The sequence below is a fragment of the Pseudolabrys sp. FHR47 genome (assembly GCF_005153485.1).
Taxonomy (GTDB): Bacteria; Pseudomonadota; Alphaproteobacteria; order Rhizobiales; family Xanthobacteraceae; genus Pseudolabrys.
The window spans coordinates 614,259-631,761 of record NZ_CP039740.1; the positions used below are offsets into that span (position 1 = coordinate 614,259).

24 protein-coding genes are annotated in these 17,503 nt (G+C 61.8%); 14 read left to right on the forward strand and 10 right to left on the reverse strand.

Annotated elements, in window-relative coordinates; genetic code table 11:
• The first annotated feature begins 204 nt into the window (after positions 1–204).
• From E8Q40_RS03075 to E8Q40_RS03085, 3 genes are all read left to right on the forward strand, one after another.
• Positions 205–438, forward strand: a complete 234-nt coding sequence (locus E8Q40_RS03075; RefSeq protein WP_137043008.1) for a BolA/IbaG family iron-sulfur metabolism protein — start codon at positions 205–207, stop codon at positions 436–438.
• Positions 439–513: 75 nt separating this feature from the next.
• Entirely contained in the window at positions 514–849 is a 336-nt protein-coding gene (gene grxD, locus E8Q40_RS03080) for a Grx4 family monothiol glutaredoxin (RefSeq protein WP_137043009.1), read from the forward strand.
• Entirely contained in the window at positions 846–1,199 is a 354-nt protein-coding gene (locus E8Q40_RS03085) for a ferredoxin (RefSeq protein ID WP_137043010.1), read from the forward strand. Before grxD ends, E8Q40_RS03085 begins: the two co-directional genes overlap by 4 nt.
• A gap of 41 nt (positions 1,200–1,240) precedes the next feature.
• Here the strand turns inward: E8Q40_RS03085 and E8Q40_RS03090 are convergent, their stop codons facing one another.
• Genes E8Q40_RS03090 through E8Q40_RS03105 form a run of 4 tightly spaced genes read right to left on the reverse strand, consistent with a single transcriptional unit; the run spans position 1,241 to position 4,600 of the window.
• Entirely contained in the window at positions 1,241–2,050 is an 810-nt protein-coding gene (locus E8Q40_RS03090) for an ankyrin repeat domain-containing protein (protein ID WP_137043011.1), read from the reverse strand.
• Positions 2,047–3,714: a SagB/ThcOx family dehydrogenase gene (locus E8Q40_RS03095; protein ID WP_137043012.1), complete on the reverse strand. Its 1,668-nt coding sequence runs from the start codon at positions 3,712–3,714 to the stop codon at positions 2,047–2,049. Before E8Q40_RS03095 ends, E8Q40_RS03090 begins: the two co-directional genes overlap by 4 nt.
• Positions 3,715–3,719: 5 nt before the next feature.
• Positions 3,720–4,154 carry an ArsC/Spx/MgsR family protein gene (locus E8Q40_RS03100; RefSeq protein ID WP_137043013.1) on the reverse strand — a complete coding sequence of 145 codons (435 nt, stop codon included), beginning with the start codon at positions 4,152–4,154 and terminating at the stop codon, positions 3,720–3,722.
• A gap of 11 nt (positions 4,155–4,165) precedes the next feature.
• The gene (locus tag E8Q40_RS03105) at positions 4,166–4,600 is read right to left on the reverse strand and encodes a response regulator (protein WP_137043014.1); all 435 of its coding nucleotides are present in this window, start codon (positions 4,598–4,600) and stop codon (positions 4,166–4,168) included.
• Positions 4,601–5,042: 442 nt separating this feature from the next.
• Here E8Q40_RS03105 and nifH point away from each other — a divergent pair, with 442 nt between their 5' ends.
• The 11 genes from nifH to E8Q40_RS03160 all read left to right on the forward strand — a co-directional run bounded on the left by nifH (position 5,043) and on the right by E8Q40_RS03160 (position 13,888).
• Positions 5,043–5,933 carry a nitrogenase iron protein gene (gene nifH / locus E8Q40_RS03110; RefSeq protein ID WP_137043015.1) on the forward strand — a complete coding sequence of 297 codons (891 nt, stop codon included), beginning with the start codon at positions 5,043–5,045 and terminating at the stop codon, positions 5,931–5,933.
• Between the two features lie 69 nt (positions 5,934–6,002).
• A complete protein-coding gene (locus E8Q40_RS03115) occupies positions 6,003–6,749 on the forward strand; it encodes a nitrogen fixation protein NifQ (protein WP_137043016.1) in 747 nt (248 codons plus the stop codon).
• Positions 6,746–7,264 (forward strand): Fur family transcriptional regulator Irr, encoded by a 519-nt coding sequence (gene irr, locus E8Q40_RS03120; protein WP_246662989.1) that lies wholly within the window; start codon positions 6,746–6,748, stop codon positions 7,262–7,264. Before E8Q40_RS03115 ends, irr begins: the two co-directional genes overlap by 4 nt.
• A 259-nt stretch (positions 7,265–7,523) precedes the next feature.
• The gene (locus E8Q40_RS03125; protein ID WP_137043017.1) at positions 7,524–7,844 is read left to right on the forward strand and encodes an iron-sulfur cluster assembly accessory protein; all 321 of its coding nucleotides are present in this window, start codon (positions 7,524–7,526) and stop codon (positions 7,842–7,844) included.
• 18 nt (positions 7,845–7,862) lie between these two features.
• Complete coding sequence (gene nifV / locus E8Q40_RS03130; RefSeq protein ID WP_137043018.1) at positions 7,863–9,065, forward strand: homocitrate synthase; 1,203 nt, start codon at positions 7,863–7,865, stop codon at positions 9,063–9,065.
• A gap of 7 nt (positions 9,066–9,072) precedes the next feature.
• Positions 9,073–9,876, forward strand: coding sequence for a serine O-acetyltransferase (gene cysE, locus E8Q40_RS03135; protein WP_370455226.1), 804 nt, complete (start codon positions 9,073–9,075; stop codon positions 9,874–9,876).
• Complete coding sequence (gene nifW / locus E8Q40_RS03140; RefSeq protein ID WP_137043019.1) at positions 9,876–10,229, forward strand: nitrogenase stabilizing/protective protein NifW; 354 nt, start codon at positions 9,876–9,878, stop codon at positions 10,227–10,229. The genes cysE and nifW overlap by 1 nt, the downstream gene beginning before the upstream one ends.
• A 16-nt stretch (positions 10,230–10,245) precedes the next feature.
• The gene (locus tag E8Q40_RS03145) at positions 10,246–11,091 is read left to right on the forward strand and encodes an electron transfer flavoprotein subunit beta/FixA family protein (protein ID WP_137043020.1); all 846 of its coding nucleotides are present in this window, start codon (positions 10,246–10,248) and stop codon (positions 11,089–11,091) included.
• A gap of 25 nt (positions 11,092–11,116) precedes the next feature.
• Positions 11,117–12,226 (forward strand): electron transfer flavoprotein subunit alpha/FixB family protein, encoded by a 1,110-nt coding sequence (locus E8Q40_RS03150; protein ID WP_137043021.1) that lies wholly within the window; start codon positions 11,117–11,119, stop codon positions 12,224–12,226.
• An 11-nt stretch (positions 12,227–12,237) separates the two neighbouring features.
• A complete protein-coding gene (locus E8Q40_RS03155) occupies positions 12,238–13,545 on the forward strand; it encodes an FAD-dependent oxidoreductase (RefSeq protein WP_137043022.1) in 1,308 nt (435 codons plus the stop codon).
• Between the two features lie 46 nt (positions 13,546–13,591).
• Positions 13,592–13,888 (forward strand): ferredoxin family protein, encoded by a 297-nt coding sequence (locus tag E8Q40_RS03160; protein WP_137043023.1) that lies wholly within the window; start codon positions 13,592–13,594, stop codon positions 13,886–13,888.
• Positions 13,889–14,016: 128 nt separating this feature from the next.
• On the opposite strand, the gene bfr is transcribed toward E8Q40_RS03160, so the two are convergent.
• The 6 genes from bfr to E8Q40_RS03190 are packed head-to-tail and all read right to left on the reverse strand — an operon-like array spanning position 14,017 to position 17,428.
• Positions 14,017–14,505, reverse strand: a complete 489-nt coding sequence (gene bfr / locus E8Q40_RS03165) for a bacterioferritin (RefSeq protein WP_137043024.1) — start codon at positions 14,503–14,505, stop codon at positions 14,017–14,019.
• Entirely contained in the window at positions 14,502–14,801 is a 300-nt protein-coding gene (locus tag E8Q40_RS03170; protein ID WP_370455227.1) for a bacterioferritin-associated ferredoxin, read from the reverse strand. Before E8Q40_RS03170 ends, bfr begins: the two co-directional genes overlap by 4 nt.
• A gap of 36 nt (positions 14,802–14,837) precedes the next feature.
• The gene (locus E8Q40_RS03175) at positions 14,838–15,170 is read right to left on the reverse strand and encodes a Rieske 2Fe-2S domain-containing protein (protein WP_137043025.1); all 333 of its coding nucleotides are present in this window, start codon (positions 15,168–15,170) and stop codon (positions 14,838–14,840) included.
• 48 nt (positions 15,171–15,218) lie between these two features.
• On the reverse strand, positions 15,219–15,737 hold the full coding sequence (locus E8Q40_RS03180; RefSeq protein ID WP_205995655.1) for a hypothetical protein: 519 nt from the start codon (positions 15,735–15,737) through the stop codon (positions 15,219–15,221).
• A complete protein-coding gene (locus E8Q40_RS03185; RefSeq protein WP_137043026.1) occupies positions 15,713–16,618 on the reverse strand; it encodes a folate-binding protein YgfZ in 906 nt (301 codons plus the stop codon). The genes E8Q40_RS03180 and E8Q40_RS03185 overlap by 25 nt, the downstream gene beginning before the upstream one ends.
• Before the next feature lie 57 nt (positions 16,619–16,675).
• Entirely contained in the window at positions 16,676–17,428 is a 753-nt protein-coding gene (locus E8Q40_RS03190) for a hypothetical protein (protein WP_137046564.1), read from the reverse strand.
• Positions 17,429–17,503 lie beyond the last annotated feature (75 nt).

The following is a 17,503-nucleotide window of genomic DNA, read 5'->3' on the forward strand; positions in this document are numbered from 1 at the left end:
GCTCTCCTGTCGGCTTTCGCACCAAATAGGACATGAGCGCGTCATGACTGAAACAGCGCGGACATCGAATGTCACAAATCGGACAGCAAGCACCGATTCTGGTGGCCGAGGCCGGCGGGCCACCGCGCTCCCGGCGTTTGGTCAGATATTTGCAAGCCGGTGTCGAACTTGCATGACAGTGGCCGTGACACGGGAGTAACAGCAATGGCAATGGTCGGAACGGAAATCGAGCGTCTTATCAAGCAAGCCTTTCCGGACGCGCATGTCATTGTCGTGGATATGGCCGGCGATGGCGATCATTTCGCGGCGCGCATCACCTCGACGGTGTTCAAGGGGAAGAGCCGCGTGCAGCAGCACAAGATGGTCTACGACGCGCTACACGGTCAGATGGGCGGCGCCCTCCATGCGCTCGCGCTTGAAACGCTGGTGCCGGCCTAGCGTGGGCCAAACCGGAGATTGGACCATGCTTTGCATCTGTGACGCTGGAGTCATCCGATCATTGAGGAATAATCCATGAGCAATTCAACCGCCGAGCGTATCAAGAGCATCATCGAGGCAAGCGATGTTGTGCTCTTCATGAAAGGCGTGCCGGCCGCCCCGCAATGCGGCTTTTCCGGCGCGGTCGTCCAGATGCTGTCTCAGCTCGCCGTGCCGTTCAAAGGCGTGGATGTGCTGGCGGATCCCGCGATTCGCGACGGCGTCAAGGCCTTCTCGAACTGGCCCACGATCCCGCAGCTTTATATCAAGGGAGAATTCGTGGGCGGCTGCGATATCGTCCGGGAAATGTTCAAGGCCGGCGAGCTCCAAACCATGTTGAGCGACAAGGGCATTGTCGCGGCCGTGTCATGAGCGGCTCCGACGAATCCGATTTCGAGGTCCCGCAGGTCTACAAGCGCCACGCTTTTGCCTGCTTCACGCAGCGGCCGCCCAATCATCCGCGCGGCAGCTGCGCGGCTGCCGGCGCGCAACCGCTGTGGGATCGCGTGTCGAAAGCGATCGAGGCCCAGGGGTTGGCGGATGTCGGCTTTACGGCGTCGGGTTGTCTCGGCTTCTGCAAGGCGGGTCCCCTGATGGTAGTCTATCCGGAGGGCATCTGGTATCGGCCGACGACGCCGGAGGATGTCGACGAGATCGTCGACTCGCATTTCAAGCAGGGCAAGCGGGTGGACCGCCTCGTCATGGTTCTCACCCGAAGCTAACGCGTATCTTCGGAAGAATGGAGCGGCTCAAGCGAGCCGCCTCAGACCCTTTGCGCGGTGTCCGCTTCGGCCTTGCGTTCTATGCGGCTGGCGCGGCGCAACAAGGTGAGGCATTCAATCGTCACCGCCAAATCGAGGGCCGTGAATCCGTCCAACGTTTCCGGCGTGACGTCGGCTCCATTCGCGAGCAGGCGCTCGATAACGGCAGCCTTGCCGGCGGAAGCCGCATACATTAGCGGTGTTGCGCCGTTGTCGTTCCGATTGTCGATGTCGATTCCAGCATCGATCAGCATGTCGATGACTTCGAGATGGTTACCGACGCAAGCGAGCCACAATGCGTTGTTGCGATCGGCATTTGTTGCGTTAAGTTGCGCGCCCGCCTTGATGAGCAAGTGAATGACTTCGCCATGCCCCAGGCGACTCGCCTTCATCAAGGGCGTCGTGCCATTGGCAATGACGGCGTTGACGTCATCCGACGGAAACCCGTTCTCGACCAGCCATTGTCGCAAGACCTCATTCGGCTTTGCGCGCGGGGCCGTCTGCCGGCTTTGCTGCCAGGCGTTGTATCCGCCATCGAGGCTGTAGACATTGGTGAATCCAAAATCGGAAAAGATTTTAGCGAATTCGCGGCTCGCATAACCATGATAGCAATAGATCAGGACGGGCTTGCTGCGAGCCGTTCCATTTATGATCGCCGAAAGATTGTGAACGGAAACGTGTCGGGCGCCCGCGATATGGGTCTGATCAAACGCGTCGATATCTCGGACATCAATAAGGAGGACATCGCCACGATGAATCACGTCTGCGGCTTCGCGAACGTCGATGCAACGGAATGGAACGCGGAGTGTCATTGCTTTTCTTCTCTTGGCGCGCTGGTACGCGATCTGCCCGGGTAGGCCGGTAAGGTCATGATTCGATCGTCGGTCAGCGGGCGCCCGACCGTGAAGTGGTAGAGCGCCTGGAATTGCGTCGTCTTCAGTCCGAGCAGTTCGTGAAGGGCGTCGTCGAAATAGCAACCGATGCCGGTCCCGCGCAGCCCCGCTGCCTCGGCTTCGAGATAGAGGACATGCCCCAGAAGGCCGGCCTCCCAATGAAGCTGGCGGTAGCGCCAGGCATCCGAGTCGATGACGGGACTGAACTCGCTCAGCATGCTGAGCGAAAAGCAGCTATCTGCCGCGATCGCCTGATGACAGCTCACGGTCTTCGCAATCGCGCGGCAGTCGGTCGATAAGAGCCTGACCAGGGGGAGATGATCTGGAGCGCTGTCCAGCGTCTGCCACTCAAAGTCCGCCCGCATGGCTTGGCGTAGCAGCCGCGCTGCTGCCTGATGGCGCGGCAGCGCATAGAGGCCGGGTTCGAGTCCGTCCACGCGATGGATGAAGAAGACGGGATGTATGCGTGGTGCGAAGCCCCACACGTCCCATGGTGCGACGGGCCGAGCCATAAGCTGATCCAACAGGTGGTAGAAGACATCAGCGCTCATCCTGAACTTACTGTCGAAGCGCTGCGCGCTGCGCCTTCCCAGGATGATGTCGGCGGCGCGACCGCCGGACTCCTGCCGTATCGGCGGATAAGACAAGGAGCTGGCATCCTCGGTAATGCCCTCGCCGTGCGTCGCGCGGCTCACCTCGTCGATAACAGGCCACCGGTAGAGAGGATGCGCGTCGAGTCGATTGGCATGGCCCGCCCACCGGTCTGCGCCATTCTGCCAGGCATCGGGCGCGCTGGTCCCGAGGTCTGCATGCGCCGCCGGATGGGCATCGATCGCGATCAGCAGTTCGGGATCTTCTTGCTCTGCGTCGGCAAAATCTTCGGTGCGATCGAGCCCCATCCGCGCTGCGAGCGCGGCGCTGTCCAGGCCGTCGACCGCCTTGGCAGTCCAGCCCAGGGCGCCAGCGGCGTATCGTATTGCGCCGAGAGCGTGACCGATGTCGAGCTGACAATAACGGAAGGCGCGCTCACCGTATTTCCAGGCTTCCCGCCAGTGCACCGATGAGAGGCCGATCCATAGCCGCGCCGGGCCGCTGCTGTCGTCGGCATGCCAGCACCGTTGCTCGATCGCATGGTCGAGGCTCACGTAATGATGGAGGCCGTCGGCAAGACCCGGTACGTTCAGCGACAACACATAGGTCTCGGTCGGATGCAGGTTCCCGCTCGATGGATTGCACCGCAGGGCCCAACGGTCCGGTCCATATTGTTTCCAGGCGGAGAGACCGACGGACAGCTCCAGCAGGGTACTCACCGAGGCGATCGTCAGCGGCAGCGGGCGAATGCTGTTCGGCGTGTAAATCTGCGAAAAGTGGGTGTCGAGCTGATGGGCCGTGAGCGGAAGCGTCATGCGGACACAATCCGCGAACTCCCGGAACGGATTGGGCTGCGCGTCCCAATCGAGCGTCTCCGGGCCCGCCGCGTAGCGTTCCAGGCGGTGTTTGGTGCGCGCGTGATAGGCGAAGACAATCTCGGCGGTGCTCAATGTCTGCCTTGGCGCGGCGGCTGCGATGGGCGTGAAGCTCATGGGCGTCAAACTGTCTTCATCGGCGGTTGACGCGGCTCCGGACAAGAAACCTCCTGCCGTGTGCAGCTTTCGAGGCCGCCTTCGTCTTCACCATCGCCAAGCAGGGAAGTGACGGGTTGTCGGTCGAACCCAGCACATCTTTTTTCGTCCACTTCCACCAGCGGACGCCGGATGAGAAGGGGCTCACGGAGCATGAGGGTGAGTGCCGTCGTTGCGTCGGTCTCTTCGGGATTGATCTCGCCGGATTTCACGCGTGGCGCGGCGCGGTTGAACCACGAAGCGACCGGGGTGCTATCGAAAAACGCGCGTAGGCGTTCGGCGGTCCAAGGTTCCGCAAGCAGGTTCCTGGCAACGACGGTATGCCCCGCCGCCTCAAGCATCTGTCTCTGGCGAGCGTTCGTTTTGCAGCCGGGCTTTTCATAGAAGACGACAGTCGCCATGGCAGCGCGCTCTATTTGAGCAGACCGAGCTGGACGATCTGCGCGCCGCCGCCGCGGCCGAGGATGGTGTCGACTTTCTTGCGGACGGCTTCGAGCGTGAGGGGCTTGACGAGGGCGCCATGCGCGCCTGCCTTCAGCCCTTCAACCGCGGTAGCTTCGTCGGACTTCTCGCATACGATGAGAATGCGAACATTGGGGAACTTCGCCGCCAGTTCGCCGACGAGCTCCAGGCCGCGGCTTTTCAAAAACGAAACGCCGAGCAGCACGACATCGGGCTTGAGCCAGTCGACACCCTTTTCATAAGCCTCTTCGGGGCTCGCCAGTTCGTGGGTCTCGATTTCATCGTGCAGCATGAACTGCAACGCCGCGCGCGTGATCTCGTCATCGTCGACAACGAACACGCGCCGCTGGTCGACCGCCTTTGAAGTTTCGACACCGATCTGCATCTGACCCTCGTTAACGTCATGCCAGCCGCGACTTGGCGCACGGCCAACGACCACTCGCAAAATGAGGACTAGCAATTTCCATTCCGGGAATTGGAGCGTACGCATTGATACGGAGGTGAGCGTCGCAATTGTCGGTCCGCGTGCGATCCTTCATGTGTTTGGTTTCCGACAGCGTGGCGGTGAGCTGTCGGGTTCAAAACACCCCGCTACCGAGATCGGGATGTTCAATTTCTCGCATTAAGCCAATGATTTAGAGCGCGAAAGAAAGCTGGCACGCCGGTTGCTGATAGTAGTTCGCAACGGCGAGTGAGGGCTGAGTGCACGCAGACGCAAATGACGAGCGATGCGCTCCTTCCCGTAACCCGCATGTTCTTTTCGAAACAAGGGAACAGTCCCGCGCCAAAGCGTGGGGTCAACGGCAAACGGCTTGAAGGAGAACGACATGTCGGCACTACGGCAAATCGCGTTTTACGGTAAGGGAGGCATCGGCAAATCGACGACCTCCCAGAACACTCTGGCGGCGCTGGCGGAGATGGGTCACAAGATCCTGATCGTCGGCTGCGATCCCAAGGCGGATTCGACCCGCCTGATCCTGCACGCCAAGGCGCAGGACACCATCCTGAGCCTGGCGGCCAACGCCGGTTCGGTGGAAGACCTCGAGATCGAAGAGGTCATGAAGGTCGGCTACCGCGACATCCGCTGCGTGGAGTCCGGCGGTCCGGAGCCGGGCGTCGGCTGCGCCGGCCGTGGCGTGATCACCTCGATCAACTTCCTGGAAGAGAACGGCGCCTACGAGGACATCGACTACGTGTCCTACGACGTGCTGGGCGACGTGGTGTGCGGCGGCTTTGCGATGCCGATCCGCGAGAACAAGGCGCAGGAAATCTACATCGTGATGTCGGGCGAGATGATGGCCATGTACGCGGCCAACAACATCTCGAAGGGCATTCTGAAATACGCCAACTCCGGCGGCGTGCGATTGGGCGGGCTGGTGTGCAACGAGCGCCAGACCGACAAGGAGCTGGAACTGGCCGAGGCCTTGGCCAAGAAGCTCGGCACGCAGCTGATCTATTTCGTGCCGCGCGACAACATCGTGCAGCACGCCGAACTGCGGCGCATGACGGTGCTGGAATATGCGCCGGATTCGGAGCAGGCGAATCACTATCGCAAGCTTGCGGAGAAGATCCACAACAACGGCGGCAAGGGCATCATCCCGACGCCGATCACGATGGACGAGCTCGAAGACATGCTGATGGAGCACGGCATCATGAAGCAGGTCGACGAGTCCGTCGTCGGCAAGACCGCCGCCGAACTGGCCGCCATGTCGGCTTGATCGGCGCTTGCTAACGATGCCGGCCCCCGGGTTCTGTCGGGGGCCGGCATCACCGACCTGGAACGCAAAATGTCCGTCATTGCCCGAAGGCAGGACTTGATCGATCCGGCGCTTCCGCCGACGTCAGTGGAGCTGGCCGGTCGCGGTGTCCATGTTGGAGCTGCGACGTATCGCATGCTCATGGGGTGCGAGCCGGCCGATGCCGCAATCGCGGACGATCACAATTTCGACCGGCACGTCCTTGCATCGATCTTGGCGGTTGCCGCGATGGAGAACGATGCCGTCGCCGGACAAGCGGGCCTCGTCGCCGCCGACCTCGCGACGCTGATCGAGCAATGGTTTCCGCAAGCCCGCTATGCCGTCGCCACATGGTGCCGCCAGAGGGCGCCGGCCGAAGACGACGAAATCGTGATGGTGCGCGACCTGCTGCTCGCACACCGATCGACCGAAGGTGAAACCAGTCGCTGGCTCGCCGCTATGATCGCGCGGCGCTCGATGGAGCCGAACCATCTATGGGAAGATCTCGGTTTGCGTGACCGCTCAGAGCTGTCGCGCCTGCTGACCCGTCACTATGCCCCGATCGCGGCGCGCAACACGAAGAATATGCGCTGGAAGCGATTCTTTTACCGTGCGCTGTGCGAGGATGATGGTCTTGTCATGTGCAGTACGCCGGTCTGCTCGCACTGTGGTGACTTCGACATTTGTTTTGGCGATGAGAGCGGTGAAAGCCGCTTGGCCTATCAGCGTCGTGCGCTTGCTCTCAAGGAGACGTCGTTCGCCGACCAGGACATTGCCCGTTTCGGAGCCGTATCATGACAGCTTCACCCATGACAGTGCGACACGAGCAGGTTTTCTCCACGATGCTTGGCTCTGAGCCGGATCAGCATCTCGGGCGGCTCTGGCGGGGCGATCGCGAGGACTCCTGCTTGCGCGGTTGCAGGGACCTGCTGCGCAAGGTCGGCCTCAGGCCGACACGCCAGCGCATGGTTCTGGCCCGCCTGTTATTCTCCGCCGGTAACCGCCACGTCACGGCCGAAATGCTCTTTGATGAGGTGGTCAAGGCCAAGATTCCGTTGTCCTTGGCGACCGTGTACAACACGCTGCATCAATTTACCGACGCCGGGCTTTTGCGCCAGATTGGCGTCGATGGATCCAAGTTTTTCTTCGACACCAATCCGAACGAGCATCATCATTTTTTCGTTCAGGGAGAGGATATTCTTCTTGATGTGCCGTCTGCGGAAGAGCTGATCGACCAGCTGCCGCAAGCACCGGACGGCTACGAAATTGCGCGTGTCGACGTCGTGGTGAGGCTGCACCGCAAGCAGGCTTGAGCCTTCGTCATTCAGATATGACTGCGTTGTCTGTTGCGAACCGATCGCGACGAAGTCACGCCTGGGTCGGTTCTATGCGTCGCGTTTGCGACGCTGTCGTAATCGCGACAATCAGTAGACGTTCGGAAACACCATAAATTTCATCGGGTTAGTGCTCCCGCGAAGGATGGCACGCGGGTTGCTCTAGTCACCTTAGGAGATCGCGCCACGTCAAGAGATCGCTGCACAGAAAAATACTCCGTGAAATGCAGGTGCCGTCATGATCGCTCTCACGCAGGAAGCCACGACCGCCGTTAAAGCCGCGATGATGCGCGCCGGCAGGACCTACGGCGGATTGCGTATCATGGTCACGTCCGGCGGATGCGCCGGCTACAAATATATCCTTGGTCTCGATGCCGAGCCGCACGCGGATGACGCGGTCATCGAGGCGCAAGGCATCAAGCTGTTCATCGATCCCGAGTCGCAGCCGGTGCTCGACGGTATGCAAATTGGCTTCGTCGAGAGCATCGAGGGATCCGGCTTCACGTTCGACAATCCCAACGTCGCGTCCAAGTGTGGATGCGGCAAGTCGTTTTGCTGACGCAGTCGAAGCAATACCATGTCGCCTCACTCGAAAGACCCCTCGTCCGGCAAGCGTCGCCCCGGCGCCGAGGATCGCAAATGCAGTCCAGTCGTCCTCAACGACACGACGTTGCGTGACGGCGAGCAGGCGCCGGGCGTCGCCTTCACCGCTGCCGAAAAGGTGGCGATCGCCCGCGCGCTGGCGCGGGCCGGCGTCACCGAGATCGAGGCCGGCACGCCCGCCATGGGGCATGACGAGATTGCCGCCATCCGCGCCATCGTCGAAGCAGAGTTGCCGCTGACGACCATCGCCTGGTGCCGGATGCGGATGGAGGATGTCGATGCGGCGATCGCCGCCGGCGTCTCCACGGTCAATGTGTCTGTACCGGTTTCCGATGTGCAGATCGCGGCGAAGCTGCGTGGCGGTCGCGCGACGGCGCTTGACATGATCGCGCGCGTTGTCGGTTACGCGCGCAGCAAGGGTCTGGATGTCGCGGTCGGTGGTGAGGATTCCTCGCGCGCCGATGTCAGCTTTCTTATCGAGGTGATCGCGGCTGCCAAGGCCGCCGGCGCGCGCCGGTTCCGGGTGGCGGACACGCTCAGCGTGCTCGATCCGGATTCGAGTTATGCGCTGATGTCTGCCTTGCGCAAAGCGACCGATCTCGAGTTGGAATTTCATGGCCACGACGATCTGGGCCTCGCCACCGCCAATACGCTGGCCGCGATCAAGGGTGGCGCTACGCACGCCTCGGTGACGGTGATCGGGCTCGGCGAGCGCGCCGGCAATGCGCCCCTTGAAGAAGTGGCGGTCGCGCTGACGCAGCTCCACGGCCGCGAGACCGGTATCGTTCTGACCGAACTCGGCAATGTTGCCGCGGTCGTTGCCGCCGCTGCGGTCCGTGCGATTCCGCTCAACAAGGCGATCGTCGGCGACCACATCTTCACCCACGAGTCCGGCATTCATGTCGATGGTCTGCTCAAGGACAGGCGCACCTACCAGTCGCTCGATCCAATGTTGCTCGGCCGTTCGCATCGTTTCGTGATCGGAAAGCATTCCGGGCTGGCGGCGATCATCGCCTCGCTCTCCAACCTGCATCTGCAAGCCAGTCCGGAGGAGCAGCGCTCCATTTTGGCCCGCGTGCGCGAGTATGCCATCGCGAACAAGGGCCCGGTGACGAACGAGACGCTCGTCGCGATCTGGCAGGACGTTCGCCATCGCGCGGTTGGCGCTTGTGCATGAGGAAGCCATGGTCGAATTCGTAGATTTTCCGACGCTTGATCCGATGGCCGCCACGACGACGCGGCAAGGACCGTCGTTGCTGCAACTGATCAAAGAGGACATCGGGTGTGTGCGCTTGCGCGATCCGGCGGCGCGTAGCGAATTTGAGACGCTTCTCACCTATCCTGGTATTCACGCTCTGATCTGGCACCGCTTGGCAAACCGTCTGTGGCGGTCGGGCTGGAAATTTCCGGCGCGGTTGCTGTCGTGGTTCGGCCGTTTCCTGACCAATGTCGACATCCATCCCGGCGCGACCGTTGGACGGCGGTTCTTCATCGATCATGGTGCCGGTGTCGTCATCGGCGAGACGGCGGAGATCGGCGAAGACGTGACCCTGTATCACGGCGTCACGCTGGGCGGCACGACCTGGTCGCCCGGCAAACGCCACCCGACATTGGAAGAGGGTGTTGTTGTGGGCGCCGGCGCCAAGATTCTCGGGCCGATCACCATCGGCCGGGCGACGCGGGTGGGCGCGAACTCCGTCGTTGTCGAAAGCACGCCGCCGGACGTCACGGTGGTCGGCATTCCGGCCAAGGTCGTGCGGCCGGAATCAGCCCGCCGCAAGCTCGCCGGGCGAATCGAACTCGATCATCACCTGATGCCTGATCCGGTCGGGCAGGCGATCACTGTCATGCTCGACCGTATCGAGTTTCTCGAGACGCGGCTGGGTTATCTGCAGAAGCGGCTACGCGATGAAGGTCGTTCGGGGCAGGGTGAAGACGATACGGTTTTGCTTCCGGCCGTGGCGCCGACAATGACGGAGGTTGTGTGATGACCGCATCGGCCGCGGCGGCTAAAGGCAGCATCCTTGACCAGTTGAAGGTAGCCTCATCGGCCGAGGAGTTTTTCCAGCTGCTCGGCGTCGGCTACGACGAGAAAGTCGTCAATGTGGTGCGCCTGCACATCCTGCGGAAGATGGCCCAATACCTGGCCAGTGAAGACTTCGAAGGCGCATCCAATGAGCTCGTCACCGAGCGATGCAAGGCGGTGCTCGAGCGCGCCTACGCGGACTTCGTGAAGTCGTCGCCGCTCGATCATCGCGTGTTCAAGGTTTTGAAGGACGCCGTGGCGCCGCCAAAGCCGGCGAAACCCGCGAACTTCGTGCCATTCGACGTGCTGAAGTAAACAGAACGGAGTGCCGATGCATATTGTCGTCTGCATCAAGCAGGTTCCGGACTCGGCGCAGATCCGCGTCCATCCGGTCACCAACACGATCATGCGTCAGGGGGTGCCCACGATCATCAACCCCTATGATCTGTTCGCGCTCGAAGAGGCGCTGCGGCTGCGCGATCGGCTTGGGGGCGAGGTCACGGTCCTCACCATGGGCCCGCCTTCGGCTGAAGACAGTCTGCGCAAGGCGCTGACCTTCGGGGCGGATCGGGCTGTGTTGCTCACCGATCGAAGCTTTGCCGGCGCCGATACATTGGCGACGACCTATGCGCTGGCGACGGCGATCCGCAAGATCGGGTCCGAATATGGCAAACCCGATCTCGTCTTCACGGGCAAGCAGACCATCGACGGCGACACCGCCCAGGTCGGGCCGGGCATCGCCAAGCGTCTCGGCTTGATGCAGTTGACCTATGTCGCGCGGATCGCCTCGCTCGATCCTGAGGGCGGCACCCTGGAGGTCGAACGTCGCTCGGAAGGCGGCGTGCAGGTGCTGCGCAGTAAGTTGCCCTGTCTCATCACGATGCTGGAAGCCACCAACGAAATGCGGCGCGGCTCGATGGTCGACGCGCTGCGCGCCGCGCGTGCCGCAGTCGTGACATGGAGCGCGCAGGATGCCGGTGTCGAGGATATTTCAAAGTGCGGCCTTAGAGGCTCGCCGACGATCGTCAAGAAGATCTTCGTGCCGCCGGCGCGTGCGGAGAAGGCGACCATGGTCGAGGCCTCCGATCTGCCGCCGGCCGACGCCTTGATTGCCGAGATATTCAAGCAACAGCCAAAGCTCGAATCCGACATGATCGCGCTCGCGCGCGGCTACTAGATCCAGAAAGCGGACCTTCGCCCCCATGAACCAGCCAGCCAAACCAGCCGCACCAAAGCCCGCCGGACGAGCGGCGACCAAGAAGGAGTTGCCCGAGCACTTCAAGGGCTACAAGCACGTCTGGGTGTTTATCGAGCAGGAGCGTGGGCAGGTCCATCCGGTGTCGTGGGAGCTCATGGGGGCCGGCCGCAAGCTGGCCAACAAGCTCGGGGTCGAGCTCGCCGCCGTCGTGCTCGGACCTGCCGGCGAAGGAACGACCGCTGTCGTGGCGGAGAGCTTCTGCTATGGCGCCGATCTTGCCTACGTCGTGGCCGACGACATTCTCGCCGACTTCCGCAACGAGTCCTACACCCGGGCGCTGACCGATCTGGTCAATACCTACAAGCCGGAAGTTCTTCTCTTGGGCGCGACCACGCTCGGCCGCGATCTGGCCGGTGCGGTGGCGACGACGTTGCTCACCGGGCTTACGGCCGACTGCACCGAACTCGACGTCGATACCGATGGCTCGCTGGCGGCGACACGCCCGACCTTCGGCGGTTCGCTGCTGTGCACGATCTACACGCTGAACTATCGGCCGCAGATGGCGACGGTGCGTCCGCGCGTCATGCCGATGCCGGAGCGAACGGAGCGGGAGCCCGGACGCGTCATCGAACACAAGCTCGGCCTGGTCGAAGACGACATCGTCACCAAGGTGCTCAAGTTCCTTCCCGATCGGGACTCGGCGAAGTCGAATCTGGCTTATGCCGATGTGGTCGTGGCCGGCGGCGTCGGCCTCGGCTCGCCGGAGAATTTTCAGCTCGTTCGTCAGCTCGCCGGCGTGCTCGGTGCCGAGTACGGCTGCTCGCGCCCGCTGGTGCAGAAGGGCTGGGTAACGGCCGATCGTCAGATCGGCCAGACCGGCAAGACCATTCGGCCGAAGCTGTACATCGCCGCCGGTATTTCCGGCGCCATTCAGCACCGGGTCGGCGTCGAGGGCGCGGATCTGATCGTCGCGATCAACACCGACAAGAATGCGCCGATTTTCGATTTTGCCCATATCGGGATCGTGACGGATGCGATCCGGCTGTTGCCGGCCCTGACGGAGGCGTTCCGTCTGCGCTTGTCTCCGCATCAACGCGACCGGCTGGCCGGCTAGAGGAGAGGACGATGATCGAAGAAAGATTCGACGCGATCGTCATCGGCGCCGGCATGGCCGGCAATGCTGCCGCGCTCACGTTGGCGCAGCGTGGTCTCAAGGTGCTGCAGCTTGAGCGCGGCGAATATTCCGGTTCGAAAAATGTTCAGGGCGCCATTCTCTATTCCGAGATGCTCGAGAAGCTCATCCCGGATTTTCGCGATGACGCGCCGCTCGAGCGGCACCTGGTCGAGCAGCGCTTCTGGATGATGGACGATCATTCTCACGTCGGCCTGCACTATCGCTCCGACGACTTCAACGAAGAGCGGCCGAACCGCTACACCATTATCCGTGCGCAGTTCGACAAATGGTTCTCCAAGAAGGTGCAGGAGGCCGGCGCGCTGGTCGTCTGCGAAACAACCGTTACCGAGCTCGTGCAGGATGCCTACGGCAAGGTTATCGGCGTCCGCACCGACCGGCCAGGCGGCCAGGTGCATGCCGATGTGGTGGTGCTGGCGGAAGGCGTGACCGGTCTGCTCGGCGCGCGCGCTCACTTGCGCAAGATTCCGCAGCCCGACAACGTCGCGCTCGCCGTCAAGGAGATGCACTTCCTGCCGCGCGAAACCATCGAAGCGCGCTTCAACCTAAAGGGCGATGAAGGAACCGTGATCGAGGCGGTCGGCACGATCTCGCGCGGCATGACCGGCATGGGGTTCATCTATGCCAACAAGGAATGCGTCTCTTTGGGCATTGGTTGCCTGGTCTCCGACTTCCAGAAGAGCGGTGAATCGCCCTACCAGTTGATTGAGCGCTTCAAGCGCCACCCCTCCGTGGCGCCGCTCATCGAGGGCTCCGAGGTCAAGGAGTATTCGGCCCATCTCATCCCCGAGGGCGGCTACAAGGCGATCCCGCAGTTGTTCGGCGACGGCTGGGTCGTGGTCGGCGATGCGGCGCAGCTCAACAACGCCGTGCATCGCGAGGGCTCGAATCTTGCCATGACGTCGGGCCGGATCGCCGCGGAAGCGATCTTCCAGGTCAAGTCGCGGCGCGATCCGATGACGAAAGAGAACCTGTCGCTCTACAAGACCATGCTCGACCAGTCCTTCGTCATGAAGGATCTCAAGAAATACAAGGACATGCCGACGCTGCTGCACACGCAGTCGCAGAACTTCTTCCTGACTTATCCGCAGCTTGTCTCGAAGGCGATGCAGAATTTCGTGCGCGTCGACGGCACGCCGAAAGTGGAAAAGGAAAAGCGCACGCTGAAGTCCTTCGTGTCGGCGCGGTCCTGGACGGGTCTGTTTGGCGATGCCTTCCGTTTCGCCCGGGCATGGCGATAACGACAATGCGTTTATCATCTGGTGCCGATGACATTGGGAGTTTGACATGACAACAGAACTTTCCGTCCGTGTCGAAGACAAGCTCTTTCAGAACCGATATCTGGTCGATGCCGGCCGGGCGCATATCAAGGTGCGCCCGCATGATGTGCCGACGCCGGCGTTGCGCTCGCTCCTCACCGCGTGTCCGGCGCGGTGCTACGAGCTCAACGACAAAGGCCAGGTCGAGATTTCCGCCGACGGCTGCGTGGAATGCGGCACCTGTCGTATCATTGGCGAGCCGACCGGCGACATCGAATGGAATTATCCGCGCGGTGGCTACGGGGTCCTGTTCAAGTTCGGCTGAAATGGCTGACGTGCTCGCGGAACGAGCTTTGATCGCCGTTATTGGGCCGCGGCCGATGGCGCGACGGCGCCGCATTGAGTTTGAAATCCTGGCCTGACACCGGTGACGTCAAAATCGGGACGCCAACTTCACTCGGCACTCTGGTCGATCTTGCCGATGTGGTGTTGGGCGTAGAGCTCAAGCCCGAGCTTGGCGACCAGATCAAGCTGGGTCTCGAGGAAGTCGATGTGCTCCTCCTCGTCGTGCATCAGCCTCTCGAACAAGTCACGCGACACATAATCCCTGACGCCATGACAATGGGTTGCGGCCTTCTCGTATAGCGCATGCGCGGATAATTCCGCTGCCAGGTCGCAGTCCAGCACTTCTTCGACTGTTTGGCCGATGCGCAGGGGATCGAGCACCTGCATGTTGGGGAAGCCATCCAGGAAAATAATGCGCTCGACCAGTCTGTCGGCGTGTTCCATCTCCTCGATCGATTCCATCCGCCATTTCCGGGCCAGGATTTTGTATCCCCAGTTGTCCAGAAGGCGGTAATGCAGCCAATACTGATTGATGGCTGCTAGTTCGCTCCTCAGGCTTGCGTTCAGATGCTCGACGACCTGAGCGTCACCTTTCATACAAAGATCTCCGCAGAAGCCGGGATGGCGGGGGTTGGCGCCGGCATGCCGTTGGCGTAGCGCCCGACGCAGCTATCGACGGCATCTGTCAGAATCTGCCTGATGGAATTTACGCATCGGCCGCATTTCACCTGGCAACCCAGGCAAACATGAACGTCCGTGGGCGACTGGGGCTTGGCGGGCAAGCCGACAAGGGCCGCGCGGACGTCGTGATCGCTGAGTACGTTGCAGGAACAGATGATCATGGCCATACCGCATCTGTGGCTTCGGTTGGAGCGAAGCAACAATGATGCCATCCGGGCTGTGCCGGCGGCGTTGGTATCCCCCGACTCTCACGGCAAGGCGAATATCGGCGACACGCCCACGGTGTCGACATAGACAATGCCGTCTTGGACCTTGACCGGATACTCGGCCAAAGGCGTGGCGTGTTCGTGGGTCGGTTGACCCGTATTCATGTCCCAGGTCCACAGATGAAGCGGACAGGTGAGCACCGTGCCGTCGAAGGCGGCGTCGGCCAGCGGCGTGTTGGTGTGCGGACACACCCCTTGAAAGGCCTTGATCGCACCGTTGTCGGGCCAGACCAGAACGACAAGATGCGCATCGGCAATGACGATCCGCATGCCGCCTTCGGGGATCGTATCTTCGCGGCACACTCTGTTGAACATGTCGACGGTCTCACGCGCGCCTTGAGGCGCCATCTCGGGCTGGCGGGCTCACATTGTCCCGGCAGCAAAGGTCGTATCGTCCCGCGCGATCGCGTTCGCATCGTCGTCTTCAGCCAGCAACCGATCGCGCCACTGTTGCTGAAACGCGGTCCAGGATGCTGCATGCGGAAAGACCACATCGACGAACCATTCGACTGTCCGCGCGCCGTCCGGCCAAGCGCGGTCTTCGCCATGCCACGTCATCGTAGGCCACAGCGCGTTGCGCTGCGCACGACCGGCCTCTGCGGGGACCGAAGGCCGGCCCAGTTGTTGGCTCAACCAAGCCATGATCTCGGGTCGAAAGGTGTTCGCGAAAAAGAGGCCATGACGGCCCGGGCGTTGCGGCAGACGCAGCAGGCGCTGCTCGATCCAGGCAAAGGCCGGCGGTTCCTTGTCGTTGCGAAACTCCCGCAAGGTCAAGAGCCGGAACCCTTGCGCCAGCAACCGAGAGGGGATCGCATGGATGCAAGCGGCTTGCGATAGCGGAGATGCCGTCATGGCATTCACTGCGGCAGCCAGTTTGGCCACTGGACGCTAACCGGCACCTCCAGCGCGCGAATGGCGCCTTCTTTGGCGTTCGCCAGGCGATCGAGACGGAGCAAGGCAAGGCCTTGGTTGCCGGCGGCCGCGACCAGAGCGCCGAGTTCGATTCCGTCCGCCGTCACCGGCGTCCCGGTCGCCGGCAAAGGCGCCGTGCCGATGACAGGCAGGACGCGCTTACGCAGGTCACCCTTGAGCTTCATGCGCGCGGTCAACTCCTGACCGACATAGCAGCCTTTCTTGAAATCGACGCCGTGCAGCGGCTCGAAATTGGCTTCGAGAGGATAGCAGATCTCGCCGCCGATCTCGGTTGAGTCGGCAACGCCGAGCGCGAGTCGATGGGTGACGTAGTCCGGCGCAGTCGCGCTGACAAAGCCAAGCGGGGCGAGCCCGGTCTCGATCGGGAAGCCGGCCGGAAACATAAGCCGCGCGCCCAAAGCCGTCAGTCGCGGATCGGCGAAAACGCAATGAGCCGCAACGAGAATGCCCTTGCCGGCCGCGCCCTCGGTGGGATTGAGTCCTAGTCGCGCGACCGCCTCCGTTCCCCAGGCCACCGCGATGGCCAAAGCGGGCGTCGCCTCAACGAACTCCGCTGCCGCGCGCAATTTGAATTTGGTCAGCCGCTTGAAGAAATCTTCGACATGAACGGCGGCGATATCGATGAGAATCCGGTCGTCGTCGTCAACCACGAAGAAATCGTAAAGCAGCTTGCCCTGGCCGGTCAGTAATCCGGTGTAACAGGCGCGGTCCGGCGCCAGGCGGCGAATATCGTTGGTCACCAGCCCCTGCAGAAATTTTCTGCGGTCGGCCCCGCTGACGGCGATGATCTTGCGGTCGTGCAAGACAACGGCTTTCAAGGTTTCGCTCACGGCACGCCTCGTGGCGCTGCCTTGGGCGCCGTGCCGCGTCGGCTATGTGTGCCGCCGCTAATTCCGGCGCGCCAGGGATCGTAGAAATCCTTGATATTCATCGGTCAGTTCCATGTCGACGGCGGGGGCGAGCTTCAGCAGCGAATTCGCGATGAAGGGTTGGTCGTTATGCGAGTCCTCCAGAACGTCGCGCAACACCGGCACGCTGTCTTCAATGTGCGCCAGAAACGCCACGCCTTTTTCCAAGGTCTCGGTCCAGCGCGCGCGATTCCATTTCGCCAGCGGATACATGATCTCGTGGACGAAATTCGATTTACGCGCCTTTTCAAAGAAGCGCAGACCGGTATTCCAATTTTCCTTCGCGCGCAGGGGCGGCGGCGGAATATCACCCAGCAGCATCTTCTTGCCCGCTTGACCCACAAAGTCTTCCAGGGTTACGGGCGCATCGATGGCCGCGCGGAAATGCCAAAGGGCTACTGACCCGGGAAATTCCTTTCCCATGCTCTTGACCAGAGCGGTTTCGACCTCGTCGACGGCCGCTTTGTCCGGCTTCATGGCCGCGGTCATGCAAAAGGCGAACATCGCATCATTGCCGATGTCGTGTACGCCGGCCTTTCTGAGCTGATCTGCCGATAGAGTCGGGGTTTTCCCGTCGGCGGCGGCCTGGGCTTCACCGAGCCGTTGCGCGGAAATAAAAGCGGTAATTTCCAGCCAACCCATCAAATTGGCAATAAAGGCGTCCGGATCGACGTGCACAATCGCAAGATTGAGCGGCTCCTTGCGCCGTTTCAACTCCGCCATATCCGTCATGGTTTGGTCCGCAAACTTGTTTCCGTTGTCGGCTTTCGCGCAACGATGCTGAATCTCCGACACGAAAACGCGCCG